Origin of the sequence: Leisingera sp. JC1 (assembly GCF_001679925.1) — a bacterium.
Taxonomy (GTDB): Bacteria; Pseudomonadota; Alphaproteobacteria; order Rhodobacterales; family Rhodobacteraceae; genus Leisingera.
In genome coordinates this window covers 45,373-68,396 of sequence record NZ_LYUZ01000083.1, presented here as the reverse complement: position 1 = coordinate 68,396, position 23,024 = coordinate 45,373, and the positions used below count along the sequence as shown (strand labels likewise).

The window sequence follows — 23,024 nt, the reverse complement described above, 5'->3', positions numbered from 1 at the left end:
GAGTTCGCCCGCGCGCTGATGGCCTGCGGGCAGGTCGGGGTCGGGGGCGCTGTCGAACATGGCTCCATTAACGCGCTGGAAACCTAAATCATGGTTAATTTCCCGCATGAGGAAAGCAAAACAGATCATGGGGCAGGCGGCAGCGGCCCCGCGGATGACCAAGGCAGCGGCACTGCTGATTGCCATCGGGCTGTCGGTTCCGGTGTTTCTGGTGCTGACGCTGGTGGAAGCGTTGTTTTTCTAGGGTCAGGACCCTAGCGGTCGATTATGCGGATGCCGGCAGCGGTGTCCCGGTGCAGCTGTTAATGTTCGAACAGATCCAGCGTAAAGGACTTGGCCCCGGTTCCGAATAACCCATTGGCTTTGGAGAATATCTTCTGCTCGCTTGGAGGAAGGGCCTTGAAGGCCAGCCCGCGGGGGCCGGGTTTTGCCTTTGGATAATATCCCTTTAGCTTGTAACTTGCTGTGACCTTGCGCGGCAGCCGCTTGAGCATGTTTGCCGTTTCACGGGTCGGATCGCCCCACCAGGGTTTCAGGGCTCCGGAGCATTCTGCACTGAAGGCAACGCGTACAGTGTATTTAGACTTGGCTTCTGCCAGCTTGGCTGCCTTTAAGGCTAGGATTAGGCCCTTTTCGAATTTGTGATAGTAGGTGGAGTTGGCGCTTTTGGTCATTGGCGTGAGATTGTCGTCACTGCCCGGCCCGCCGAGGTTTTCGTTCAGCAGATGCCCCTTGATGTAGCTGACGGCTTGCAGCTCGTTGTAGTCGGTCAGCATGGCGATTTCGTACAAGCCGAGAAGTTCGAGGATCTTTTGGGCGTCGCTTTCCGACGCGATCTTTTTCAGCGTTGTCTTACTGCTGAGCGCCTTCTTGATATCGTTGATGTCAAAGAGATCTTTGACATCCCATTCCGTGTTCCATCGGTCGACGATTTGGCAGGCCGAAGATTTGGGTTTGCTTCCGGCTGCGGTCAGGCTGCTGGTGGTCAGCGTGCAGGAGACTTTATGCGCTCCGGCGCTGAAGCGCTTTCCTTCGAAGGTGACTGCGCTTCTCCGTTCTGATTTGAACTTTTCCATCCCGCTATTCCTGAGTTTGCTAGAGTTTCTAGCTCAGGTTGCGCAATCGGCAAGCGCTGGGCACTTGCAGCTGTGCTGCGTCAGCCCAGGCGCGAAAACCTGCCATTTGATGGGGCAGAAGCAAAAAAAAGGGAGCGCAAGGGCTCCCTTTTCCTTCTCATATCCAGATGGATCAGCCGTCCAGCTTGACCAGCGCGTGGCGTTTCTTGCCGGCGCTCAGCTTGATTGGCGAGGACAGCGCGCCTGCGTCGATCATCAAGCCTGCGTCGGTCAGCGGCTGATCGTCGATCCGCGCACCGTTTTCGGAGATCAGCCGTTTGGCGTCCTTGCCGGATTTGGCGAGGCCGGATTTCACGATCAGCTGCACAATCGAGATGCCGTCGCCCAGATCGGCAGGCGTGAGCGAGAGGGTGGGCAGGTCGTCGCCCACACCGCCCTTTTCGAACACTTCGCGCGCGGTGGCTTCGGCTGCGGCGGCCGCTTCGGCTCCGTGGCAGAGGGTGGTCACCTCATTGGCGAGGATCACCTTGGCGGCGTTGACCTCAGAGCCGGCCAGCGCGCCCAGGCGTTCGCATTCCTCCACCGGCAGCTCCGTGTAGAGCTTCAGGAACCGGCCCACGTCGGCGTCGGTGGTGTTGCGCCAGAACTGCCAGAACTCATAAGGCGACCGCATGTCGGCGTTGAGCCAGATCGCGCCTTCGGCGGTCTTGCCCATCTTCTTGCCGTCGGAGGTGGTCAAGAGCGGCGAGGTGAGGCCATAGACCTCATGTTCGATGGTGCGGCGGGTGAGGTCGATGCCGTTGACGATATTGCCCCACTGGTCCGAGCCGCCCATCTGCAGGATGCAGCCGTAGCGGTTGTTCAGCTCCATGAAGTCATAGGCTTGCAGGATCATGTAGTTGAATTCGAGGAAGCTGAGCGACTGCTCGCGGTCGAGGCGGGACTTGACGCTTTCGAACGACAGCATCCGGTTCACCGAGAAATGGCGGCCGATGTCGCGCAGGAATTCCAGGTAGTTCAGCCCGTCCAGCCATTCGGCGTTGTTCAGCATCAGCGCCTTGTTCGGCGCGTCGGTTTCATAGTCGATGTAGGCGGAGAACACCTTCTTGATGCCCGCAATGTTGTCGTCGATCTGCGCCTCGGTCAGCAGCGGGCGCTCATCGGCGCGGAAGGAGGGGTCGCCCACCTTGGTGGTGCCGCCGCCCATCAGGGTGATCGGCTGATGGCCGGTTTTCTGGAACCAGCGCAGCATCATGATCTGTATGAGCGAGCCGACGTGCAGCGACTTGGCTGTTGCGTCAAAGCCGATATAGGCCGGGCGCACACCTTGCAGCAGGGCGTCGTCCAGGCCCTGATAATCGGTGCAGTCCGCGAGGAACCCGCGTTCCATCATGACTGCGACGAAATCCGATTTCGGTGTGTAGGTCATAACATGCCTCGGTCTATGAGTTGTGCATCTTGCCCTATAAATCGCATTGCCGCCGGTTGGAACCTGTTTTCCCGGCAAAATATGCGCTGTAGTATCCCCTGCAACGGGCGGTACGGCCCGGATCCAGAAGGATGGGGGCAGGCCATGAGCAGGGCCATTGCAAAAACGGGTGCGGTCAGGGCGCTGGGCGCGATGAGCGGCACCTCGCTGGACGGGGTGGATGCGGCGGTGGTGGTGACCGACGGCGCGCGCATTCACGGGTTTGGCGACAGCAGTTACCGCGAGTACTCGGCTGAGGAGCGGCGCGTGCTGCGGGCGGGGCTGGGCAAATGGGCGGGGCTGGAAGTGGACGCTGCGGCAGCAGTCTGCGATGCGGCCCATGCGGCTGCGCTGGCGGCGTTCGAGGACGTGGAGATCATCGGGTTTCACGGCCAGACCCTGGCGCATGCGCCGCGGCTGCAGGGCACGCTGCAGGTGGGTGACGGCGCGGCGCTGGCCGAGCACCTGGGCAAGCCGGTGGTCTGGGATTTCCGCACAGACGATGTGTCGATGGGGGGCGAGGGCGCGCCGCTGGCGCCGTTTTTTCACTTTGCCTGTGCGAAATACATTGGTGCTGAGAAACCGCTGTGTTTTCTGAACCTGGGCGGGGTTGGCAACCTGACTTATGTGGACCCGCGGTTTGACAGGCCCGAGCAGCCGGGCGCGCTGCTGGCATTCGACACCGGCCCGGCCAATGCGCCGGTCAATGATCTGGTGCAGGAGCGGCTGGGCATCCCCTGGGATGCGGGTGGCAAGGTGGCGCGCGCCGGCACCGTGGAAACCGGCGCGCTGGAGCTGTTCCTGGCTGAGCCCTATTTTGCAAGAATGCCGCCCAAGTCGCTGGACCGGAACGATTTTGCCGAGATGGTCGGGCTGGTGAACGAGCTGAATGATGCGGACGCGGCAGCTACCCTGATTGCCATGTGCGCCGCTGCCGTGGCGCAGGGCATGGAGCATTGCCCGGAGCCGCCGGAAGTGGTTCTGGTCACCGGCGGCGGGCGGCACAATCCGGTGCTGATGGAAATGCTGCGGGTGTCGCTCGACTGCCCGGTGAAACCGGTGGAGGATGCTGGTCTGGACGGCGACATGCTGGAGGCGCAGGCCTTTGCCCATCTGGCGGTGCGGGTGGCGCGGGGCCTGCCGACTTCGGCGCCCGGGACCACCGGCGTCAGGGCCTGTGTGGGCGGCGGGGTGGTCAGCGTGCCCGGGGTGTGACGTTGTGACTGGACCGGCAAGAAACTTCGAAGTTTCTTGCCAAATTTCTTCGAAGAAATTTGTGCGGCCTTTGGCGGCGGGTCAACGGGAAAGCTGACGGATGTAGTCCGCGGTAAACTCTCCATACCCGTTCGACGTCGATTTCAAATGCGCTTGTGTGATCGCGTGGAACGCGGGCAGCTGGTGGAATGGCACATTCGGGAAGGAATGATGCTCTGCATGATAGGGCATGTTCCAGGCAACAAAGCGCACCAGCCGGTTGGTGAAGGTGGTGCGGGAGTTTTCCAGCATGTTGGCCACCGGGGGGCACAGGCCGTGCTCTGCCAGAAGGTAGGCGCGTAAGGCAGGCTGGCCGATCAGCAGCGGCACAATCCACAGCCACAGCACCATCGGAGAGACCAGCAGGCTCAGCAGCGCGGCGGCGTAGATCACCAGTAGCAGCCGGGCCTCCAGCCGCATGTCTGCGTGGCGTCGTTCAGGCAGGTAGGGTGCGCTGATGGTGCCGAAAGCGTTGCGCCAGAGGGTTGCCGCCATGCCGCGCCAGTAGCCCCAGCCGCTGAGGTATGTCAGCCATTGGGCGTAGGTCTCCGGCCGGCCTCCGTGTTCCAGTTCCGGGTCGCGCTGGGGATCGTTGGTGTATTTGTGATGCGCCAGGTGGAAATAGCGGAACCAGGTGAAAGGCAGAGCGATGGCGAGGGCGCAGAAATGGCCCAGGGCCTCATTCAGCCGCTTGCTGCGGAACGGTGTTTGGTGAGTGCATTCATGGCTGAGGGTGAACAGGAACACCAGCAAAATGCCTTGCGGCAGCATCAGAAGCGGCCAGAGGGGCACTTGCAACGCAATGCCTGCCGCGCAAACGCCGAGAGCTGTTAGATACAGCGCCAGATGCCGCAGTCCTGCCGCGTCGGAACGGGCGGTCAGGGCGGCCTTGGTCTGTGGCGGCAGCGACTTGATGAGTGTTGTGTGATCCGGTTCTGCAGACATATGGACAGTCTTGTCCAGCCCGGCGATTCGCCGCAAGGGGCAGGTCAGCCGCGCGGGATGTCGAATCCGGGCGCGGCCAGTTCAAATCCTTCGAACTCGAATCCCGGCGAAACGGTGCAGCTGACCAGTGTGAACGCGCCGGTAGTGCGGGCGGCCTGCCAGTGGCCCGTGGGCACGATCAGCTGCGGTGCGCCCTTGGCCAGGTCCGGGGTCAGCAGATGGTCCTGCGCCGGGCCTTCATCGGTGGCCGCCATCGACAGCTCCAGCGGCGCGCCGGCGTGGTAGAGCCAGATCTCGGCGGCATCCACCCGGTGCCAGTGGCTGGCCTCGCCCGCCCTCAAAAGGAAGTAAATACAGGTGCCTGTGGGGCGGCCTTCATTTTCCGCGCGCCAGGTTTCCTTGTACCAGCCACCCTCCGGGTGCTGCTGCAGGCCCAGGTGTTTGATGATCCGGTCCGCGTCCATTGCTGCTCCCTCCGCTTTGGTGCTGGTAAATCTCTATTCCAGTCATATGTTTGGGCCATGACACTCACGATCCCCTTTGACAACACCTATGCTGCCCTGCCGGGGCAGTTCTACTCCAAACTGCCGCCGCAGCCGGTGAAGGCGCCGCGGCTGGCGGCGTTCAACGAGGACCTGGCGCGGATCATGGGCGTAGCACCCGGTGAGGCGGAGGAGATGGCCGCGGTGTTCAGCGGAAATCAGGTGCCTGAAGGCGCGGATCCGCTGGCGCAGCTCTATTCCGGGCATCAGTTCGGCACCTATAACCCTCAACTGGGCGACGGGCGTGCGATCCTGCTGGGAGAAGTGGTGGGGACGGACGGCAAGCGCCGGGACATTCAACTGAAAGGCTCGGGACGGACGCCCTATTCGCGAAACGGCGACGGCCGGGCCTGGCTAGGGCCGGTGCTGCGGGAATATGTGGTGAGCGAGGCGATGCACAGCTTGGGCATCCCGACCACCCGGGCGCTGGCAGCGGTGGAGACCGGCGAGACTGTCTGGCGCGAGGGCGGCCTGCCTGGAGCGGTGCTGACTCGGGTGGCGGCGAGCCATCTGCGGGTGGGTACCTTTCAGGTGTTTGCCGCGCGCGGCGACAAGGCGAGCCTCAGGCAGCTGACGGACTATGCCATCGAGCGCCATTACCCGGAGGCTGATGGCCCGATGGGGCTGCTCAGCGAGGTGCGTGATGCGCAGGCCGAGCTGATTGCCGCCTGGATGTCCGTGGGCTTTATCCATGGGGTGATGAACACCGACAATTGCGCGATCTCGGGTGAGACCATCGACTATGGGCCTTGCGCCTTTATGGATGTCTACCACCCGCACACGGTGTTTTCCTCAATCGACCGGGGGCGGCGCTATGCGTATGCCAACCAGCCCACGATTGCGGTCTGGAACCTGGCGCAGCTGGCGACCGCGCTGATACAGCAGATGGACGACCCGCAGGCAGGTGTCGAGCAGGCAACCGAGATCGTGCACGCGATGCCCGCGCTGACCGAAGCGGCCTGGCTGCGGCGGTTCCGCGCCAAACTGGGGATCACTTCAGAACAGGAGAGCGATCTGGAGCTGGTTACTTCCCTGCTGGGGCGGATGGCAGAGAACCAGAGCGACTTCACCAATACCTTCCGTGCCCTGAGTGAAGGCACGGCGCGGGATCAGTTCACTGATCCGGCGGCCTTTGATGCCTGGGAGCCGGACTGGCAGGCGCGGCTGGAAGGGGAACCGGACCCGCAGGCAGTCATGCGTTCGGCCAACCCGGCCTTCATCCCGCGCAACCACCGGATAGAGGAAATGATCGCCGGTGCGGTGGCCGGGGACTACGCGCTGTTCCACCAACTGAACAAAGTGCTGGCCAAACCTTACGAGGATCAGCCGGAACATACGAACCTGCAGCGCCCGCCGCTGCCGGAGGAAGTGGTGCAGGCGACTTTCTGCGGCACCTGATCCCTTGTTGATCCGGCTGAAAATATCCCCTGGGGTGAAGTGAGCCAAATTCTCAAGATGGGGCAGGCAGCCCCGCGGTTTGGGCATGGCCTGTCATTTCCGGTTGATCAGGAACACTCCGGCGGCAACCAGCGCCAGGGCGGCCCAGACCTGCAGCCCGATCACCTCATCCAGCAGCACCCAGCCCATCAGCACGGCCAGCACCGGCGACAGAAAGCTGAACGACGCCACCGAACTGGCACGGTAGATCTTGATCAGCTGGAACCACAAGAGGTACCCGAGGCTGGCGATGCAGATCCCCTGGAAGGCCAGACCCCAGAGGTGCAGAGCTTCGATGCCACGGATCAGCGGGCCGAACAGCGGCGCGGCTGCGGTCAGCAGCACGGCCGAGACCGCCAGTTGGAACACCAGCTGGGTGACCGGCGGCACTGCCGCCAGCGGCGTGATGCGCAGGCACAGCGCGATGCCGGCCCAGCCGAAGGTGGCGCCAAGCGCCAGCAGATCGCCTGCCAGGCTGGCGGTGCCGCCGCCGCGGTCCAGAACCGCCAGCGCCACCCCGCCCATGGCCAGCATGAGGCCCAGGCTGCGCACACGGGTGAGCTGTTCGCCGGGCAGCAAAAGGTGCGCGGCCAGCGCCAGCCAGACCGGCATGGAGTAGAAGATGATCGAGGCGCGCGAGACCGATGTTACATCCAGTGCTATGAACAGGCAGATGAACTCAAAGCAGAACAGGAGGCCCGCAACTATACCCCAGAGCGCGGCTCCGCGGGGCAGCGGACCCAATCGAGGGCGGCGGAGGATGATCCAGGCCGCCAGCACCAGGAGGCCGATGGCGGAGCGAAGCCCGGCCTGAAATACCGGGCCAAAGCCGCCGCCGGTCACCTTGATCACCACCTGGTTGAAGGCGAGGAGCAGGGCAAAACCGGTCAGCAGGGCAGCGCCGGAGGTGTCGATGGGGCGTTTTTCCGTCATGGCGGCCACTGGAGGCGGGCAGAGGCGTCAAGTCAAGCGGAACCCGGCGACGCTGGCGGAAGGATCGGGGCTGTACGGCGACGCTGGTTTTGCGCAAGATCGGCACATGGAATGGGGGTGCGGATGCCGGAAACAAGGCGGCCCGATACGCTGCGGATTGCCACATACAACATTCAGAAGTGCATCGGTCTGGACCTGCGGCGGCGGCCGGAGCGTATTCTGCAGGTGCTGGACGGGATCAAGGCGGATGTAGCGGTGCTGCAGGAGGCGGATAAGCGCTTGCCGCCGCGCCCGGCTGCGCTGCCGCATTTCCTGGTGGAGGAAACCGGCTGGCAGGCAGCGGATCTGGGCGGTGCCGGATCGCTGGGCTGGCATGGTAACGCCGTTCTGTACCGGAACGGGGTGCGGTTGCGGAGCAAGGGGCATATCGCCCTGCCCGGGCTGGAGCCGCGCGGGGCGGTCTGGGTGGAACTGGAAACAGAACTGGGCCCGGTGCGGGTGATCGGCGCGCACCTGGGGCTGACAGGCCGGGCGCGGCGCGAACAGATGCATGCGCTGGCGCGGGCTGCGAAACGCGATGACGCCGCAGTAGTTCTGGCGGGAGATTTCAACGAATGGTCGCGCGGGGCCGTGCTGGAGCATATCGCCCCGGCGCTGAAGTTCCTGCCGCCGCGGGCCAGCTTTCCGGCTGTGAGGCCGCTCGGGGCGCTGGACCGGATTGCCCATTGCAAGCGGCTGACGGCGGTGGCGCATGGGGTGCATGGCAAGCGGCCGGCGCATATCGCCTCTGACCATCTGCCGGTCTGGGCGGATCTGCGGGCGGTCTAGCGAAACGAGGGAGCTCCCGCGACTTTCCAGGAAAATTGCCTGGGCAATTTGCCGTCAGGCTTGGGCCGGGCGCTGCTGCGCAGCGCGGAATATTTTCTGCTGAGAGGCGCTTACGGGCAGGTGTGCCCATAAGCGCCGTTTCAAGTGTGTGTTCCGCCAGCGCCGCGTCAAGGGCAAGCCGCGCTTGCCGCGCGGTCCCTGAGGGACCCTTGACGCGGCGCTGGCGGGGAAGGCTTAGCGCGCGCGCTGTTTCTGGCCGCGGCGCTGGGCGTTGCCGGGTTTGCCGCCCTGGGGTTTGCCCTGGCTGTTGCCGCCGCCGCTGCCGCCACGGCGGCGCTGGCCGCCGGGCTTGCCGCCGCCACGGCGTCCGCCGGGACGGCCGCCCGGTTTGCCTGCGGGGGCTGCCGGGTCGGGCATCGCTTCCCAGGCGCGGCCGGAGGCGGTGGGGATGGTGATCTTCATCACCTTCTGGATTGCCTTCAGCTCTTCCATCTCATCCGGAGCGCAGAGCGCGATTGCCTGGCCGTCCTTGCCCGCCCGCGCGGTGCGGCCGATGCGGTGCACATAAGCGTCCGGCACGTTGGGCAGTTCATAGTTGTAGACGTATTTCACATCCGGAATGTCGAGGCCGCGGGCCGCCACATCGGTAGCAACCAGCACCTTGATCTCGCCCGCCTTGAAGGCCGCCAGGGCGCGTTCGCGCTGGCCCTGGGATTTGTTGCCATGGATGGACGCCGCGGCAAAACCCGCCTTGTCCAGCGTCTTCATCAGCTTTTCCATGCCCCATTTGGTGCGCCCGAAGACCAGGGTGCGCTCGTCCTTGTGCTCGTTCAGCAGTTCCTTCAGCAGGTCCAGCTTGGCGGCCTTGGCAATGAAATGCACCGACTGGGTGATCTTGTCTGCGGCCTTGCCCGGGGGGGAGACCTCAATCCGGACCGGGCTTTGCAGGTAGGAGTTGGCGATCTCGTTCATCTGCTTGGGCATGGTGGCCGAGAACAGCATGGTCTGGCGTTCCGCGGGGATCAGAGCAGCGATCTTGCGCAGGGTATGGATGAAGCCCAGATCCAGCATCTGGTCGGCCTCGTCCAGCACCAGGAAGTCGCAGGAGCCGAGGTCCAGCGCGCCGCGGTCGAGGATGTCGATCAGGCGGCCGGGGGTGGCGACCAGGATGTCGGTGCCTTTGGCGATGCGGGCGATCTGCGGGTTGATGGAGACGCCGCCCACCACCAAGCCGACCTTCATCGGGGTGCCTTCGGTCAGGCCCTTGAGGGTGTCGGCGATCTGGTTGGCGAGTTCGCGGGTCGGCGCCAGCACCAGGCCGCGCACGGTCATTGCGGCGGGCTTGCGGCCGTATTCCAGCATCCGTGCCACCAGCGGCACGCCAAAGGCGGCGGTTTTGCCGGTGCCGGTCTGGGCTAGGCCCAGCACGTCCTTGCCGTTCAGGGCATGGGGAATGGCGCGGGCCTGGATCGGGGTGGGGTCGTTGAGACCCATGTCCTTGAGGCGTGCAAGGAGCTTCTCGGGCAGCCCCATGGTCGAAAATTCAGTCACATTCATATCCTTGTGCGGCCAGGCAATGTGCACAGGCCGGTGCCGCGGATCAGAGCCGCGGATGGGGTGGGGCAGGGACCTCACACGGGCGCTGGCCGGATGCCAGGCCGCTGGCCTCTGCAATCCCCACGCGTGATCTTGGGAATGGCGGCATATCACTAGACCCCGGATCATTGGTCATGCGCAGACTGCGCGTCCGGTCTATGGCCTCTGCTCACGCGGCAGGGAGGGATGCCTGAGCGCCAAATGGCTGTGGATAAGCTGTTTGTCAACCTTTGATACGGGTGAAAAGCCTGTTTTCGCCGCAGAATGCATCCGTTAAAGAGGAAGGCCAGAAAACCGCGAGGAAGAGATGCGAAAGACGATTATCGCCCGCTGCGAGGCCAAGGGGCTGCGCATGACCGGCCAGCGCCGGGTGATTGCCCAGGTGCTGCAGGACAGCGATGATCATCCGGACGTCGAGGAGCTTTATGCCCGCGCCAGTGCGAAGGATGCCGGGATTTCGATTGCCACCGTCTACCGCACCGTGAAGCTGTTCGAGGAGGCGGGCATCCTGGAGCGGCTGGAGTTCGGCGACGGGCGCGCGCGCTACGAGGATGCCGAGCGCGAGCATCATGACCATCTGATCGATATGAACACCGGCGAGGTGATCGAGTTCTGCGACCCGGAAATCGAGGAGCTGCAGGAGCGGATCGCCCGCAAACTGGGCTATGAGCTGCGCGGGCACCGGCTGGAGCTCTACGGGGTGCCGCGCAAGGCGGAGTAGGCCAGCGGGGGGTGTTTCCGGCGTTTGGCCCGTTTGTGAAGGCGGCTGGTGTTCGGATTATCACAAAAATTGATGTGTGTGCTCACGTCTTGTCATGGCGCGGGGTCGGAAACGGAGTTGTCCGGGACCGTGTGCTGATGTCATTTGCCCGGATGGTCCGGTGTGCTGCCGGTCCGCATTAAAGGACGCGCGAAAATGAATAACCTGCACGGCATTCTGCTGGTCATCGCCTCGATGGCGGCCTTTACGCTTGAAGACATGTTCATCAAGCAGCTGTCCGGCACCTTGCCTGTCGGGCAGATCCTGATTTGCCTGGGTATTGGCAGCGGGCTGGTCTTTGCAGTGATGGCAAAAATGCAGGGGCACAATCTGTTTGCACCGCGGTCCTGGCGGTTGCGGCCCGTTTTGCGCGCGGGGACAGAGGCGGTGTCGGCGATGGGCTTTGCCTCGGCGCTGGCGCTGGTCGATATTTCGGTTGTGGCTGCGGTGTTTCAGGCGACGCCTCTGGTGATCACCATGGGGGCCGCGCTGTTTCTGGGCGAGCAGGTCGGCTGGCGGCGCTGGCTGGCGATCTGTGTGGGCTTCGCCGGGGTGCTGCTGATCATCCGGCCGGGTCTGGACAGTTTCGAGCCTGCGGCATTGCTGGTCGTGATCGCGGTGCTGGGCGTTGCCACGCGGGATCTGATGACACGGGTGATGGACAGCGCGGTGCCCTCCACCGTTGTCAGCTTTCAGGCGTTCCTTTCGGTCATTCCTGCCGGGCTGCTGCTGCTGGCCTTTACCCCCGGCGAGGCGCAGGTGATGGAGCAGAATGAATACCTGATGATGGCAGGTGGGGTGCTGTTCGGGGTGCTGGGCTATTACGGTATCGTCACTGCGATGCGGGTGGGGGATGCCTCGGCGGTGACTCCGTTCCGCTATACCCGGCTGCTGTTCTCGATCCTGGCGGGCGTGCTGGTCTTTGGTGAGCGGCCCGATGCGCTGACGCTGACGGGGGCTGCGCTGATCATCGGATCCGGTCTTTACACTTTTGTGCGTGAGCAGAGGCTGGCGCGGCGGGCGCGCAGGGAAGCGGCAGCTGCGGCCTGACGTCCCGGCTGGCATAATTCCTCTGCCTTGTTGGCGCAAACAGCGCCTTGTTAGCCCTAACCTGCCGCTTTTATGTGTGTTAGCGATAACGATCCCGGTTTACTTTCCTGCAGCGGCTGGTATGACGCTGGCAGCAAAACGCGCCGCTTTCAGGCCAAACCAAGGATGGACAGATGAGCACCATTATCGACATTCACGCCCGTGAGATCCTCGACAGCCGGGGCAACCCGACGGTTGAGGTCGACGTGATCCTGGAAGACGGCACCATGGGCCGCGCAGCCGTGCCCTCGGGCGCCTCGACCGGCGCCTATGAGGCGGTGGAGAAGCGCGACGGCGATAAGTCCCGTTACATGGGCAAAGGTGTGCTGGAAGCAGTCGCCGCGGTGAATGGCGAGATTGCCGAAGAGCTGGTGGGCTTTGACGCGACGGAGCAGGTTGCGGTTGATCAGGCGATGATCGAGCTGGACGGCACAGAGAACAAAGGCCGCCTGGGTGCCAACGCCATTCTGGGCGTGTCGATGGCGGTGGCCAAGGCAGCGGCCGATTTCACCACCCAGCCGCTCTACCGCTATATCGGCGGCACCTCGGCGCGCGTCCTGCCGGTGCCGATGATGAACATCATCAACGGCGGCGAGCATGCCGACAACCCGATCGACATCCAGGAATTCATGATCATGCCGGTGGCCGCGGAGAACATCCGTGAAGCCGTGCGCATGGGCTCCGAAGTGTTCCACACGCTGAAGAAAGAGCTGTCGGCAGCGGGTCTGTCGACCGGGATCGGCGACGAGGGCGGCTTTGCCCCCAACATCGGCTCCTCCCGCGAGGCGCTGGACTTCATCCTGAAGTCGATCGAAAAAGCAGGCTACAAGCCGGGTGAAGAGATCTACCTGGCGCTCGATTGCGCGGCGACCGAGTATTACAAGGACGGCAAATACGTGCTGTCCGGCGAGGGCAAATCGCTGTCCAGCGAAGAAAATGCCGATTATCTGGCTGCGCTGGTTAAAGACTATCCGATCATCTCCATCGAAGACGGCATGTCCGAGGACGACTGGGACGGCTGGAAGCTGCTGACCGACAAGATCGGCAATTCTGTGCAGCTGGTGGGTGACGATCTGTTCGTGACCAACCCGGCCCGCCTGGCCGAAGGCATCGAGCGCGGTGTTGCGAACTCGATGCTGGTGAAGGTGAACCAGATCGGCTCCCTGACCGAGACCCTCAAAGCCGTCGATATGGCCCACCGCGCCCGCTACACCAACGTGATGTCGCACCGCTCCGGCGAAACCGAAGACGCCACCATCGCGGACCTGGCGGTTGCCACAAACTGCGGCCAGATCAAGACCGGTTCGCTGGCGCGCTCTGACCGGCTCGCCAAGTACAACCAGCTGATCCGCATCGAGGAAGCGCTGGGCGAAGTGGCTGAATACGCAGGCCGTTCGATCCTGAAGTAAGGCCGCAAGTCCGAAGATATTCGGAATATTCTGCGTGAAAGCCCCGCCAGACTGGCGGGGCTTTTTTGCGGGGCAGCGCGTACTTATGCGAAGCGGCTGGAAGAAAAGGTGGGGAATGTCTATTGCTGCGGCGGAACCTCTAATTGAAGGCGGTTGAGATGCAGGCACCAAGTCCGGACAACGGGTTTCAAGCCGCCCATGCAGGGCTTCTGCTGCGATCCTATTTGCAGGTGACAGGCCGGACGCTTTTGGAGGGTGGAGATGCGGAGGCGCTCTATCACGCGCCGTTTCCGGTACTGTCGCACAATACAGCCGCCGATCCGGTTCTGACCTACGGCAACCTGGCGGCTCAGGTGTTGTGGGAGATGGGCTGGGAGCAGCTGACGTCTTTGCCCTCACGGTTGACGGCAGAGCCTGCGCACCGGGCACAGCGGGAGGCGATGTTTACGCAGATGCGCGCCAAAGGGTTTATCGAGGATTATGCGGGCGTCAGGATCAGCGCCTCTGGGCGGCGGTTCGAGATCCGGGGAGCAGTGATCTGGCCGCTGCTAGGGGCGGACGGCGTGAAGCTGGGAGAGGCGGCAAGTTTCCGGGATTATGGGTTTATCTGACAGCATACCTGCCGGAAACGGCATATGTGGCCCGGATCACAGACGCTCACGCGGGCGTCATGTTAGCGTGTTCTTACGCGGTGCAGAGGTGCCGCGGGAAAGGGGAACAGGCCATGACGATGCGGATGTTGCGCACAGTGGCAATCTGTGCAGTTCTTTCAACCCTTTTGGGGTGCAGCGGACCGGGGATGTACCCGTTCAGCGGTCAGGCCGCGTCACCGGATGATCCGGTTCAGCGGCTGAACCTTGGCGGGGAAATACGCTGATACCAGGGCTGCGGCTTGAACGCAGGCTGCAGCCGGAGATCTGGCGCCCTAGCCGGGGGGAGGGCGCCAGATCAAAAAACTCTTAACAGGCTGCGGTGTAATAGGTGCCGTCGCCGCGGGAATACGCGCATTTGTTGGACTGGTTGTTTTGCGCAACCATCGTGCCCGCCGCGGCACCGCCGAGCGCTGCGATCAGACGCCAGTCGTCGTCAGCCTTGAGCGCGTCGGCGGCAATCAGGCCGGCTGCGGCACCGCCTGCCACACCGGCAACGGTGCGCTGTTCCGGGGTCATGTTGGTGCAGGCGCCCAGGCCCAGTACGGCGGAACTTGCAAGTGCAGGGATCCAGCGGAAAGTCATTTTGTATCTCCATTTTCAGGTCCGGGGCGGCCGTATTGCGGGCCGCAGACGGGACTATAACGCCGGCCTCTGCAGGATGGTTCCGTATAAATGCGCGCGGTTACGACAGCAGCGCAATTCTGCCGGAGGGGGGCGCACAGCGGCGGGCTTTTGCCGGGGAGGGGTGGAAAAGCCCGCCGTGAAGTGCCGGATTTCAATTCAATTTCAGGCCTGGAAGCTGGGGGGCTTCCGGGCCGTGTTCTGTGCATCAAGCTGCCTGCGGGGCTGGCGTGTCAGAGCTGCTTGGACATCAGGATGTAGTTCTTGCGCGGTTGGAAGCGGGTGCGCAGGTAGAGCCGCTGGGCAGTTTCGTTTTCCCGGTCGACCTCCAGATGCAGGGCGCGCATGCCAGCAGTTGCCAGGGATTTCGGCAATTCGGTCAGCACTTCGGTCGCGATGCCGCGGCCGCGCACGGCGGGGCGGATGTAAAGCTCATCAACAAATCCGTCCATGCCGCCGAACTCAACCGACCAGCCGAAGGTGATCACGATATAACCGATCGGCGCACGGGTGGGGCCGATCAGGTAGACAGCGCCGTAAGGGTGGCCGTTCAGCAAAGGCTCAATGCCAGCGCGGCGGTGCTCGTCGCTGCTTTCCAGCCCGGATTCGGCATGGAAAGCGGCAACGAGGGCCAGAACGGTGTCCAGATGTTCGGGCTTGGCGAGATGCAGGGCGGCGCTCATAGACGGGCGAGCCTTTCGGTCAGAAGGGTGAAGAAGCCGTTCGCGTCGGCATCACCGATGAACATCGCGTTGGCATCACGGTCTGTGACGCCCCACCAGTCGGCGACGGTCATGCCGAGGGTGAGGTCCGATTTGGTTTCGATTTCGACGTTCACATGGCGGCCGGAAAACAGTTCCGGCTGCAAAAGCCAGGCGATCACGCAGGGATCATGCAGCGGACCGCCTTCGGAGCCGTATTTCTCCACATCGAAGCGCTCGAAGAAATCCAGCATCTCTGCTGTGAAATGGCCGACCCGGGTATTGAGGGCACGGATCGCTTCGACGCGCGGTTCGGTGGCCAGCACCTTATGCGTCACATCCAGCGGCATCACGGTGATCGGTGCGCCGGATCTGAATACGATTTCAGCGGCTTCCGGGTCGACGTAGATGTTGAACTCTGCCGCCGGTGTGATGTTGCCGACCTCGAAATAGGCACCGCCCATCATCACGATTTCCTGCACCCGGTCGATGATGTCGGGGGCTGTGTTGAAGGCGGCGGCAACATTGGTCAGCGGTCCCAGAGTGCAGAGCGTGACGGTGCCGGGTTCGTGGCGGCGCAGGGTTTCTATGATGAAATCGACGCCATGACCATCGGCCAGAGGCATCGCCGGCTCCCACAAGTCCGGGCCGTCGAGTCCGGTCTGGCCATGCACATGTTCAGCGGTGATCAGCGGGCGGGCAAGCGGTGCAGCGCTGCCAGCGTAAACCGGCACATCCGGGCGAGCGGCGGCTTCACAAACAATGCGGGCGTTCTTGCTGGTCAGTGACAGGGGAACATTGCCAGCCACGCAGGTGATACCGAGCAGGCCGAGGTCTTCCGGGCTGGCCAGCGCCAGCAGGATGGCGACGGCATCGTCCTGGCCGGGATCCGTGTCGATGATGATTTTTCTGGCGCTCATGGCGGCCTCCGCTGGTCGTGAGCTGTGAGACTACGCGCTGCGGTTCCGGGATTGAACCGGTGCGGTGCCAACCTTTGCAAATTTCCGGAGATTTTCTGCGACGGACGTTTGCCGCCCCCGCGTTTGCTTTCTATAGTTGCATGACGCGGCGTCACGGACGGGATGGTCCGCAGGCGCAGGCCGTAAATTCCTGGCCCGGATTCAGGGCTTTATTGGTACGGCATTGGTTGGCCGGAAACACATTGATTTGCATGGGGAAAACAAAACATGCCCAAAGAGCCCAAAGTTGTTGGCGATATCCTGAAAGATAAGAAGATGACCGCCGCTTATATGGATTACTGCAAGCGGCGCTATTGCCTGAACGAGTTCATGTTCACCCAGAACAAGGGCAACGCGGAATCGCTGTGGACCCGCTACATGGACCAGAAGAAGGGCAAGGAACCGGTCAACATCACCTCCAAGACCCATCTGGCGGCCAAGGCGCTGGCCGACAAAGGCGACTTCAAGCACGCCGACTGGAAAAAGATCATCGCGACCGGCAAGGAAGAGGTCGTGAAGATGCTGAACAAGGATGTGATGGGGTTCACCGGCGGCGACGAATACAAGAAATACGTGGCTGAAAACGCTATGGGCGACCCCAAGAAGGCGGCCAAGCTGCTGGGTATCACTGACGTCAAGAAGCTGAAGGAAGTGATGGTGAACGTCGCCGTCGACGATAAGAAAACCGCCGAGAAGCTGTGGAAAGAACTGGCGAAGAAGGAAAAGATCCTTGAGGACTACAAGGCGATTTCATCGTCCTTGAAAAAGGCCAACCTGGTCTGACCCAGCCGCCCCAGGGACCCGGCGGCGCTGCCGCCGGGATTCGAGTGTTTGGGGAAAGATGAAAAATCTGGGCGAGTTCAGGCGCGCTCGTCGGCCTTTACCGCGTCCCAGAGCGCATCCATTTCTGCCAGATCGCTGTCCTCGGGGCGTTTGCCGCGGGCGGCGAGCTTGGCCTCGACGCCCTCGAAACGGCGGGTGAACTTGGCGTTGGCAGCGCGCAGGGCGGCTTCGGGTTCAACCCCCAGGTGGCGGCCCAGATTGGCCATCACAAACAGCAGGTCGCCGAATTCTTCTTCTACTTCCGCGTGGGAGAGGCTGTCGCGTGCCTCCACCAATTCGGCGCATTCCTCGGTTATCTTGGCGATGACGTTGTCAGCCGACGGCCAGTCAAAGCCGACCCGGGCGGCGCGTTTCTGCAGCTTGTAGGCACGCAGGAGGGCAGGCAGGCCGACGGCGACGCCATCCAGCGTGCCTTTCTGCGCCTTGCCAGCGCGTTCTGCCGCCTTAATTGCCTCCCAATCCTGCGTCTGCTGTTCTGCGGATTTCTCGCGGCTCTCATCGCCGAACACATGCGGGTGGCGCGAGACCATCTTGTCCGACATCGTCCGCACCACGTCCTGAAAGGTGAAATGCCCGGCTTCCTGTGCCATCTGCGCGTGGAAGACGGACTGGAACAGCAGATCACCCAGTTCACCCTTCAACTCATCCCAGGCCTCACGCTCAATGGCATCGGCAACTTCATACGCCTCTTCAATGGTATAGGGGGCGATGGTGGCGAAGTCCTGTTCGATGTCCCAGGGGCAGCCGGATTGCGGATCGCGCAGGCGCGCCATGATTTCCAGGAGGCGCTCGATACCGGCGGTTTGGTCGTGGATCAGGTCTGTTTCTTGCATTGCGGCTGCTCTTTTTCCGGTGTCAGATGCATCATCCCGAGTCTGGAGCAGGAGTCCACCCCGATGCCCGTTGTGAACCGTATTGCCGATTATGCCGAGGAGATGAAGGCCTGGCGGCGGCATCTGCACCGGATCCCGGAACTGGCGCTGGACCTGCCCAAGACGGCCGCCTTTGTCGCTGAGCGGCTGCGGGAGTTCGGCGTGGATGAGCTGCATGAAGGCATCGCGCAGACCGGCATGGTGGCAATCATCAACGGGCAGGGCGAGGGGCCGACGATCGGCCTGCGCGCCGACATGGACGCTCTGCCGATCCCGGAGGAAACCGGGGTGGAGTACGCCTCGGGCCATAAGGGCAACATGCATGCCTGCGGCCATGACGGGCACACCGCGATGCTGCTGGGGGCGGCGAAGTACCTGGCGGAAACACGGAATTTCCAGGGCCGGGTCGCGCTGATCTTTCAGCCTGCGGAAGAGGCGATTGGCGGTGCCCGCATCATGGTCGAGGAAGGCATCATGGAGCGGTTCAATATTGGCGAGATCTATGCGCTGCATAATGCGCCGGGCCTGCCGGAAGGGCATTTCCTGACCACGCCGGGCGCGCTGATGGCGGCGGTGGATACCTTCCACATCCATATCCAGGGCTTGGGCGGCCATGGGGCGATGCCGCATGAGACCCGCGACCCGGTGATGGCGGCCTGCGGCATGGCGCAGGCGATCCAGACCATCGTCAGCCGCAATCATCACACGCTGGAGGACCTGGTGGTCTCTGTCACCCAGATCCACACAGGCACCGTCGACAACGTGATCCCGGACACCGCCTATATCAACGGCACCGTGCGCACGTTTAACCCGGACGTGCAGAAGATGGTGATGCGGAGGATGAAGGAAATCGTTGCCGGGCAGGCGGCGAGTTACGGGGTCGAGGCGGAGCTGGACTATGAGATCGGCTATCCGGCGACGTTCAATGACGCGGAAAAAACCGGTTTTGCGGTGGAAGTCGCGCGGGAGATTTCCGGCGATGCCAATGTGGAGGCCGACGGCGGGCGTGAGATGGGGGCAGAGGATTTCGCCTATATGCTGCAGGCGCGGCCCGGCTCCTATCTGTTCCTGGGACAGGGTGACAGCGCCGGGCTGCATCACCCGAAGTATGATTTCAATGACGCGATTGCACCGGTGGGGGCGTCTTTCTTTGCCCGGCTGGTAGAGCGGGCGCTGCCGCTGAACGGCTAGAGGCGCGGCGTGTCTGCACCAGTCTGCCGGACTGGTGCAGCAGCAGCGGTCTGCGGTCTTTGACACAAGCCTCGCAGGTGCTATTGCCGGGATAAGCTGCGGCGGGGTTTCCGCCTTCTTTGCTGGAACATGAGAGACAATGACTGACTTCAATCAGCCGATCAGCGGCAATGACCTGGCGCGGTTTTCCGGGCCTAACACCTTTATGCGGCTGCCGCAGGCGACTTCGCTGGACGGTTTGGATGTAGCAGTGCTGGGGGTTCCGATGGATATCGGCACCTCCTGGCGGTCAGGCACCCGTTTCGGCCCCAAGCAGATCCGCGCAGAGAGCGCTATGCTGCGGCCCTACAACATGGCGACCGGGGCGGCGCCGTTTGACAGCCTGAACATTGCCGATATCGGCGATCTGGCGATCAACACGTTTTCGCTGCCGGAATCGCTGCGCATTATCGAAGACAGTTACGACGCGATCCTGTCGGGCGGGGTGGTCCCGGTGGCAATGGGCGGCGATCATTCGATCACCCTGCCGATCCTGCGCGCGATTGCCAAGAAATACGGCCCCGTCGCGCTGGTGCATGTGGATGCCCATGCCGATGTGAACGACGAGATGTTCGGCGAGCGGGAGACCCATGGCACCGTGTTCCGCCGCGCCTATGAGGAAGGGCTGATCGTTCCTGACAAGACCTATCAGATCGGCATCCGCGGCACTGGCTATGCCGCCACCGATTTCTCCGAGGCGCAGGGCTGGGGGTTCCAGCACTTCCCGGCGCAGGAGCTGTGGAACCGCTCGCTGCACCAGATGGGTGCGGAAATTCGCCGCGATATCGGCAATAGGCCGGTCTATGTCTCCTATGATATCGATAGTCTTGACCCGGCCTATGCGCCGGGCACCGGCACGCCGGAAATCGGCGGGCTGACAACGCCGCAGGCGCTGGAACTGATCCGGTCTCTGAAGGGGGTCAACATCGTGGGCTGCGATCTGGTTGAGGTGTCGCCGCCATATGATCCCTCCGGCAATACCGCCCTTGTGGGCGCCAACCTGCTCTATGAGCTGTTGTGCGTGCTGCCGGGTGTGGCAACAAGATAAGCGGTCCGGCCTCACACAGAAGGCCGGGGGAGGACCGCGTGTGAGGAGGAGGCAAGGGGTGACCTTGAAACCGCGTTGAGGCGGCTGATGCTGCTGGGCTGGCTGCTGCTGGCCGCGATAGTCGCCGGGCTGGGGTTCATCCGGCTGGCCCCAAGCGACCCGCTGGACTGGAACACCCAGCCGGAGTTCACCGAGGACAAGAATTTCCGCGGCGGCGTGTTCCGGGTGATCCGGACCGGGCCGGACGGGCTGGAGCGGTTCCACCGCATCGCTAGCCACGCGCCGCGCACCAGCGTGCTGGCGGGCGGCCCGGACGACGGCATGGTGACCTATATCACCCGCACCCAGGTGCTGGGCTTTCCCGACTACACCACCGCGGCGCAGGACGGCGATTTGCTGAAGGTTTATGCCCGGCTGCGGTTCGGCCGGTCTGACCTCGGCGCTAACAAGGCGCGGATCAACGGCTGGCTAGCTGAAATGGAGGAGGTGCCGCAGGCGGCCACTGCCGGTGAATAAGCCGGAGGCTCCCGCCTGTTCACGGGCTTTTGGCAAAAGCCCCTCACAGTTGGGGGTGGCGCCGCGCTGACGCGCGGCGCAGGCTCATCGGCTGCCAGCCGATGAGCCATTGGTTTGCTGAGAGGCGCTTCAGGGGCAGGGCTGCCCTGAAGGCGCGTTTTTGATTGTGTTTGTTTCTGTCGTGTTAAGGGCAAGCCGCGCTGGCGCGCGGTGGCTGCGCCACCCTTGACCCGGTTCTGTGATTGTTGATTGTGGTTTTCAGAACCTTGTTCAGAAAAGTTTATTGGGCGCTGAGCATCAGTGCCGGCTTGAAAATGGAGAGCATTTCATGACCGATAGATTTACGAAGCATGTGCTGTCTCTTGCTTGTTGCGCGCTGCTTGCGGCCTGCGGTGGAGCTCCTGCCAGCAATGAACTGCAATTCGACAAGGACGGGAATGGCCGGTTCAGCGGCAGTGCGGGCTCAGGCTGGACGGCGCAGGATATCAACAATTATGCCGCCGGTCAGATATGCGGCGGTCCTGTTACAGGCTTCAGTGTCAGGGTGTTGCCAACCGCCCCTGACTACAAGATTTTTTCAGGCGCTTGCGCATCCGGAGAATATGGCGCGGTTGCTGCAGGCGCAGGTCAGAACTATGTTGTGGCCGCCCCAACCACCCCAGCCGCCCCGGTGGTGGCGTCAGGAGGGAACGGTGCGGCCTGGGATGGCTCCACCCCAATTGTGGATTGATGACGCAGGCATCCCGCTTGGGTGAGGCTTGCAAGGGCACCTTTGCCGAGCCTTCGAGCATTGATGCGGAGACGGGGGAAGTGTTTTCGGGAGGGCTCAGATCCTCGGCAGCTCCATTGGCGCCGGGGAGGCTCCCAGCTTATCCCCCAGCGAGGCCGACAGGCAGCTGCTTTGCACCTCGCGCCACATCGGCACGTTCAAGGACATCTGGCATTGCGCCATGAAGGTGCGGCCGTCCACTTGCAGGCAGCGTAATTCTCCCAGTTCCACGCGGGACCCGGATTTGTCGGTGCAGTAGCAGTCGATGGTCTTGCCGCCTGGTCCCTTCACGTCCGCCAGCGCCAGGCTGGGAAAGGTCAAGAGGATTGTGGCAATAAGGGCTCTGGCATGTCGCATGGCTCTAGCATATCACATGGGGGTCACTTGGCCAAAACATGAACAACAATAGGCGCGCCCATGGTTCCCGAAGAACGGCTGGAACAGATCCTGCAGCGGTTTCAGTATCTTGAAGCCGCAATGGCGGATGGCGCCGGGGGCGGGGATATTGCCGCGCTGGCCAAGGAGTATTCCGATCTGCGCCCGGTGGCGGAGCAGGTGACGGCCTACCGCAAGCTGCAAAGCGATCTGGAAGAGGCGGAGCTGATGCTGGCGGACCCGGACATGAAGGACCTGGCGGCGGAGGAGATCCCGGCCTTGAAGGCGGCCATTCCCGAAGCCGAGCACGCCTTGCAGCTTGCCTTGCTGCCCAAGGATGCGGCTGATGGCCGTCCGGCGATGCTGGAAATCCGGCCCGGAACCGGGGGCGACGAGGCGGCGCTCTTTGCCGGTGACCTCTTGCGGATGTACCAGCGTTATGCCGAGGCGCAGGGCTGGAAGTTCGACATCATCGAGGAGCAGGCAACCGAACTGGGCGGCATCAAGGAAGTGGTGGCCCATATCAAAGGCGAGAATGTCTTTGCCCGGCTGAAGTATGAATCCGGTGTGCACCGGGTTCAGCGGGTTCCGACGACTGAGAGCGGCGGGCGCATCCATACCTCGGCCGCCACCGTGGCGGTGCTGCCGGAAGCGGAGGATGTGGACATCCATATCGACCCAAATGATATCCGCATCGACACCATGCGGGCGTCGGGGGCCGGCGGGCAGCATGTGAATACGACCGACTCTGCCGTGCGGATCACCCACCTGCCGACCGGGCTGATCGTGACCTCGTCGGAGAAATCCCAGCACCGCAACCGCGAGATCGCGATGCAGGTACTGAAGACGCGGCTCTATGATCTGGAACGGCAGCGGATCGACAGCGAACGCTCAGCGGACCGCGCGAGCCAGGTGGGCTCCGGCGACCGGTCGGAACGCATCCGGACCTATAACTTCCCGCAGGGGCGCATGACCGATCACCGCATCAACCTGACGCTTTACAAGCTGGACCAGGTGATGGGCGGCGATCTGGAGGAGATCATTGACGCGCTGACCGCGGACAATCAGGCGCGGCTGCTGGCCGAGATGGGGCAGTAACC

25 protein-coding genes are annotated in these 23,024 nt (G+C 63.0%); 14 read left to right on the top strand and 11 right to left on the bottom strand.

What is annotated here, in order from left to right:
- Positions 1–106 precede the first annotated feature (106 nt).
- Positions 107–244: a hypothetical protein gene (locus tag A9D60_RS26570; RefSeq protein WP_175392939.1), complete on the top strand. Its 138-nt coding sequence runs from the start codon at positions 107–109 to the stop codon at positions 242–244.
- A 58-nt stretch (positions 245–302) separates the two neighbouring features.
- Here A9D60_RS26570 and A9D60_RS10465 read toward each other — a convergent pair whose 3' ends face one another.
- Both A9D60_RS10465 and tyrS read right to left on the bottom strand, forming a co-directional pair.
- Positions 303–1,076, bottom strand: coding sequence for a DNA/RNA non-specific endonuclease (locus A9D60_RS10465; RefSeq protein WP_065267527.1), 774 nt, complete (start codon positions 1,074–1,076; stop codon positions 303–305).
- A gap of 172 nt (positions 1,077–1,248) precedes the next feature.
- A complete protein-coding gene (gene tyrS, locus A9D60_RS10460) occupies positions 1,249–2,505 on the bottom strand; it encodes a tyrosine--tRNA ligase (RefSeq protein WP_065267526.1) in 1,257 nt (418 codons plus the stop codon).
- A gap of 144 nt (positions 2,506–2,649) precedes the next feature.
- Between tyrS and A9D60_RS10455 the strand changes: the two genes are divergently transcribed.
- On the top strand, positions 2,650–3,759 hold the full coding sequence (locus A9D60_RS10455; protein WP_065267525.1) for an anhydro-N-acetylmuramic acid kinase: 1,110 nt from the start codon (positions 2,650–2,652) through the stop codon (positions 3,757–3,759).
- 81 nt (positions 3,760–3,840) lie between these two features.
- Here A9D60_RS10455 and A9D60_RS10450 read toward each other — a convergent pair whose 3' ends face one another.
- Positions 3,841–4,743, bottom strand: coding sequence for a fatty acid desaturase (locus A9D60_RS10450; protein WP_065267524.1), 903 nt, complete (start codon positions 4,741–4,743; stop codon positions 3,841–3,843).
- A 44-nt stretch (positions 4,744–4,787) separates the two neighbouring features.
- Positions 4,788–5,207, bottom strand: a complete 420-nt coding sequence (locus tag A9D60_RS10445; protein WP_065267523.1) for a cupin domain-containing protein — start codon at positions 5,205–5,207, stop codon at positions 4,788–4,790.
- Positions 5,208–5,264: 57 nt separating this feature from the next.
- On the opposite strand from A9D60_RS10445, the gene A9D60_RS10440 reads away from it, so the two are divergent.
- The gene (locus A9D60_RS10440; protein ID WP_065267522.1) at positions 5,265–6,683 is read left to right on the top strand and encodes a protein adenylyltransferase SelO; all 1,419 of its coding nucleotides are present in this window, start codon (positions 5,265–5,267) and stop codon (positions 6,681–6,683) included.
- 93 nt (positions 6,684–6,776) lie between these two features.
- Here A9D60_RS10440 and A9D60_RS10435 read toward each other — a convergent pair whose 3' ends face one another.
- Complete coding sequence (locus A9D60_RS10435) at positions 6,777–7,655, bottom strand: DMT family transporter (RefSeq protein WP_065267521.1); 879 nt, start codon at positions 7,653–7,655, stop codon at positions 6,777–6,779.
- Between the two features lie 123 nt (positions 7,656–7,778).
- On the opposite strand from A9D60_RS10435, the gene A9D60_RS10430 reads away from it, so the two are divergent.
- Positions 7,779–8,483, top strand: a complete 705-nt coding sequence (locus A9D60_RS10430) for an endonuclease/exonuclease/phosphatase family protein (protein WP_065267533.1) — start codon at positions 7,779–7,781, stop codon at positions 8,481–8,483.
- A 234-nt stretch (positions 8,484–8,717) separates the two neighbouring features.
- Here A9D60_RS10430 and A9D60_RS10425 read toward each other — a convergent pair whose 3' ends face one another.
- A complete protein-coding gene (locus A9D60_RS10425; protein ID WP_065267532.1) occupies positions 8,718–10,034 on the bottom strand; it encodes a DEAD/DEAH box helicase in 1,317 nt (438 codons plus the stop codon).
- A 352-nt stretch (positions 10,035–10,386) separates the two neighbouring features.
- On the opposite strand from A9D60_RS10425, the gene A9D60_RS10420 reads away from it, so the two are divergent.
- The 4 genes from A9D60_RS10420 to A9D60_RS10405 all read left to right on the top strand — a co-directional run bounded on the left by A9D60_RS10420 (position 10,387) and on the right by A9D60_RS10405 (position 13,948).
- A complete protein-coding gene (locus tag A9D60_RS10420; RefSeq protein WP_065267520.1) occupies positions 10,387–10,800 on the top strand; it encodes a Fur family transcriptional regulator in 414 nt (137 codons plus the stop codon).
- A gap of 195 nt (positions 10,801–10,995) precedes the next feature.
- Positions 10,996–11,889 carry a DMT family transporter gene (locus tag A9D60_RS10415; RefSeq protein ID WP_065267531.1) on the top strand — a complete coding sequence of 298 codons (894 nt, stop codon included), beginning with the start codon at positions 10,996–10,998 and terminating at the stop codon, positions 11,887–11,889.
- A gap of 173 nt (positions 11,890–12,062) precedes the next feature.
- Entirely contained in the window at positions 12,063–13,337 is a 1,275-nt protein-coding gene (gene eno / locus A9D60_RS10410; RefSeq protein ID WP_065267519.1) for a phosphopyruvate hydratase, read from the top strand.
- Positions 13,338–13,495: 158 nt separating this feature from the next.
- Complete coding sequence (locus A9D60_RS10405; RefSeq protein WP_065267530.1) at positions 13,496–13,948, top strand: MEKHLA domain-containing protein; 453 nt, start codon at positions 13,496–13,498, stop codon at positions 13,946–13,948.
- 348 nt (positions 13,949–14,296) lie between these two features.
- On the opposite strand, the gene A9D60_RS10400 is transcribed toward A9D60_RS10405, so the two are convergent.
- The 3 genes from A9D60_RS10400 to A9D60_RS10390 form a co-directional block, all read right to left on the bottom strand.
- Positions 14,297–14,572, bottom strand: coding sequence for a glycine zipper 2TM domain-containing protein (locus tag A9D60_RS10400; protein WP_065267518.1), 276 nt, complete (start codon positions 14,570–14,572; stop codon positions 14,297–14,299).
- Between the two features lie 272 nt (positions 14,573–14,844).
- Complete coding sequence (locus tag A9D60_RS10395; protein WP_065267517.1) at positions 14,845–15,294, bottom strand: GNAT family N-acetyltransferase; 450 nt, start codon at positions 15,292–15,294, stop codon at positions 14,845–14,847.
- Positions 15,291–16,232, bottom strand: a complete 942-nt coding sequence (locus A9D60_RS10390) for a nucleoside hydrolase (RefSeq protein ID WP_065267516.1) — start codon at positions 16,230–16,232, stop codon at positions 15,291–15,293. Before A9D60_RS10390 ends, A9D60_RS10395 begins: the two co-directional genes overlap by 4 nt.
- Positions 16,233–16,499: 267 nt before the next feature.
- On the opposite strand from A9D60_RS10390, the gene A9D60_RS10385 reads away from it, so the two are divergent.
- Complete coding sequence (locus tag A9D60_RS10385) at positions 16,500–17,054, top strand: hypothetical protein (protein ID WP_039145630.1); 555 nt, start codon at positions 16,500–16,502, stop codon at positions 17,052–17,054.
- Between the two features lie 77 nt (positions 17,055–17,131).
- On the opposite strand, the gene mazG is transcribed toward A9D60_RS10385, so the two are convergent.
- On the bottom strand, positions 17,132–17,947 hold the full coding sequence (gene mazG / locus A9D60_RS10380) for a nucleoside triphosphate pyrophosphohydrolase (protein ID WP_065267515.1): 816 nt from the start codon (positions 17,945–17,947) through the stop codon (positions 17,132–17,134).
- Between the two features lie 63 nt (positions 17,948–18,010).
- Here mazG and A9D60_RS10375 point away from each other — a divergent pair, with 63 nt between their 5' ends.
- From A9D60_RS10375 to A9D60_RS10360, 4 genes are all read left to right on the top strand, one after another.
- Positions 18,011–19,177, top strand: coding sequence for a M20 aminoacylase family protein (locus A9D60_RS10375; RefSeq protein ID WP_065267514.1), 1,167 nt, complete (start codon positions 18,011–18,013; stop codon positions 19,175–19,177).
- A 139-nt stretch (positions 19,178–19,316) separates the two neighbouring features.
- Complete coding sequence (speB, locus tag A9D60_RS10370) at positions 19,317–20,264, top strand: agmatinase (protein ID WP_039178543.1); 948 nt, start codon at positions 19,317–19,319, stop codon at positions 20,262–20,264.
- 75 nt (positions 20,265–20,339) lie between these two features.
- A complete protein-coding gene (locus A9D60_RS10365) occupies positions 20,340–20,780 on the top strand; it encodes a DUF1499 domain-containing protein (protein WP_065267513.1) in 441 nt (146 codons plus the stop codon).
- 328 nt (positions 20,781–21,108) lie between these two features.
- Positions 21,109–21,510: a hypothetical protein gene (locus A9D60_RS10360; protein ID WP_065267512.1), complete on the top strand. Its 402-nt coding sequence runs from the start codon at positions 21,109–21,111 to the stop codon at positions 21,508–21,510.
- Positions 21,511–21,606: 96 nt separating this feature from the next.
- Here A9D60_RS10360 and A9D60_RS10355 read toward each other — a convergent pair whose 3' ends face one another.
- Complete coding sequence (locus A9D60_RS10355) at positions 21,607–21,906, bottom strand: hypothetical protein (protein ID WP_065267511.1); 300 nt, start codon at positions 21,904–21,906, stop codon at positions 21,607–21,609.
- A 60-nt stretch (positions 21,907–21,966) separates the two neighbouring features.
- Between A9D60_RS10355 and prfA the strand changes: the two genes are divergently transcribed.
- Positions 21,967–23,022 (top strand): peptide chain release factor 1, encoded by a 1,056-nt coding sequence (gene prfA / locus A9D60_RS10350; protein WP_065267510.1) that lies wholly within the window; start codon positions 21,967–21,969, stop codon positions 23,020–23,022.
- Positions 23,023–23,024 lie beyond the last annotated feature (2 nt).

What these genes read in the sequence shown, in the direction of transcription:
- A9D60_RS10420 (WP_065267520.1), top strand. Translation starts at nt 10,387, where the DNA reads ATGCGAAAGACGATTATCGCCCGCTGCGAGGCCAAGGGGCTGCGCATG.
- A9D60_RS10415 (WP_065267531.1), top strand. Translation starts at nt 10,996, where the DNA reads ATGAATAACCTGCACGGCATTCTGCTGGTCATCGCCTCGATGGCGGCC.
- A9D60_RS10375 (WP_065267514.1), top strand. Translation starts at nt 18,011, where the DNA reads ATGCCCGTTGTGAACCGTATTGCCGATTATGCCGAGGAGATGAAGGCC.
- A9D60_RS10355 (WP_065267511.1), bottom strand. Translation starts at nt 21,906, where the DNA reads ATGCGACATGCCAGAGCCCTTATTGCCACAATCCTCTTGACCTTTCCC.
- prfA (WP_065267510.1), top strand. Translation starts at nt 21,967, where the DNA reads ATGGTTCCCGAAGAACGGCTGGAACAGATCCTGCAGCGGTTTCAGTAT.
- A9D60_RS10445 (WP_065267523.1), bottom strand. Translation starts at nt 5,207, where the DNA reads ATGGACGCGGACCGGATCATCAAACACCTGGGCCTGCAGCAGCACCCG.
- A9D60_RS10360 (WP_065267512.1), top strand. Translation starts at nt 21,109, where the DNA reads ATGACCGATAGATTTACGAAGCATGTGCTGTCTCTTGCTTGTTGCGCG.
- A9D60_RS10450 (WP_065267524.1), bottom strand. Translation starts at nt 4,743, where the DNA reads ATGTCTGCAGAACCGGATCACACAACACTCATCAAGTCGCTGCCGCCA.
- A9D60_RS10390 (WP_065267516.1), bottom strand. Translation starts at nt 16,232, where the DNA reads ATGAGCGCCAGAAAAATCATCATCGACACGGATCCCGGCCAGGACGAT.
- A9D60_RS10400 (WP_065267518.1), bottom strand. Translation starts at nt 14,572, where the DNA reads ATGACTTTCCGCTGGATCCCTGCACTTGCAAGTTCCGCCGTACTGGGC.
- A9D60_RS10405 (WP_065267530.1), top strand. Translation starts at nt 13,496, where the DNA reads ATGCAGGCACCAAGTCCGGACAACGGGTTTCAAGCCGCCCATGCAGGG.
- speB (WP_039178543.1), top strand. Translation starts at nt 19,317, where the DNA reads ATGACTGACTTCAATCAGCCGATCAGCGGCAATGACCTGGCGCGGTTT.
- A9D60_RS26570 (WP_175392939.1), top strand. Translation starts at nt 107, where the DNA reads ATGAGGAAAGCAAAACAGATCATGGGGCAGGCGGCAGCGGCCCCGCGG.
- mazG (WP_065267515.1), bottom strand. Translation starts at nt 17,947, where the DNA reads ATGCAAGAAACAGACCTGATCCACGACCAAACCGCCGGTATCGAGCGC.
- eno (WP_065267519.1), top strand. Translation starts at nt 12,063, where the DNA reads ATGAGCACCATTATCGACATTCACGCCCGTGAGATCCTCGACAGCCGG.
- A9D60_RS10395 (WP_065267517.1), bottom strand. Translation starts at nt 15,294, where the DNA reads ATGAGCGCCGCCCTGCATCTCGCCAAGCCCGAACATCTGGACACCGTT.
- A9D60_RS10465 (WP_065267527.1), bottom strand. Translation starts at nt 1,076, where the DNA reads ATGGAAAAGTTCAAATCAGAACGGAGAAGCGCAGTCACCTTCGAAGGA.
- A9D60_RS10385 (WP_039145630.1), top strand. Translation starts at nt 16,500, where the DNA reads ATGCCCAAAGAGCCCAAAGTTGTTGGCGATATCCTGAAAGATAAGAAG.
- tyrS (WP_065267526.1), bottom strand. Translation starts at nt 2,505, where the DNA reads ATGACCTACACACCGAAATCGGATTTCGTCGCAGTCATGATGGAACGC.
- A9D60_RS10455 (WP_065267525.1), top strand. Translation starts at nt 2,650, where the DNA reads ATGAGCAGGGCCATTGCAAAAACGGGTGCGGTCAGGGCGCTGGGCGCG.
- A9D60_RS10430 (WP_065267533.1), top strand. Translation starts at nt 7,779, where the DNA reads ATGCCGGAAACAAGGCGGCCCGATACGCTGCGGATTGCCACATACAAC.
- A9D60_RS10440 (WP_065267522.1), top strand. Translation starts at nt 5,265, where the DNA reads ATGACACTCACGATCCCCTTTGACAACACCTATGCTGCCCTGCCGGGG.
- A9D60_RS10435 (WP_065267521.1), bottom strand. Translation starts at nt 7,655, where the DNA reads ATGACGGAAAAACGCCCCATCGACACCTCCGGCGCTGCCCTGCTGACC.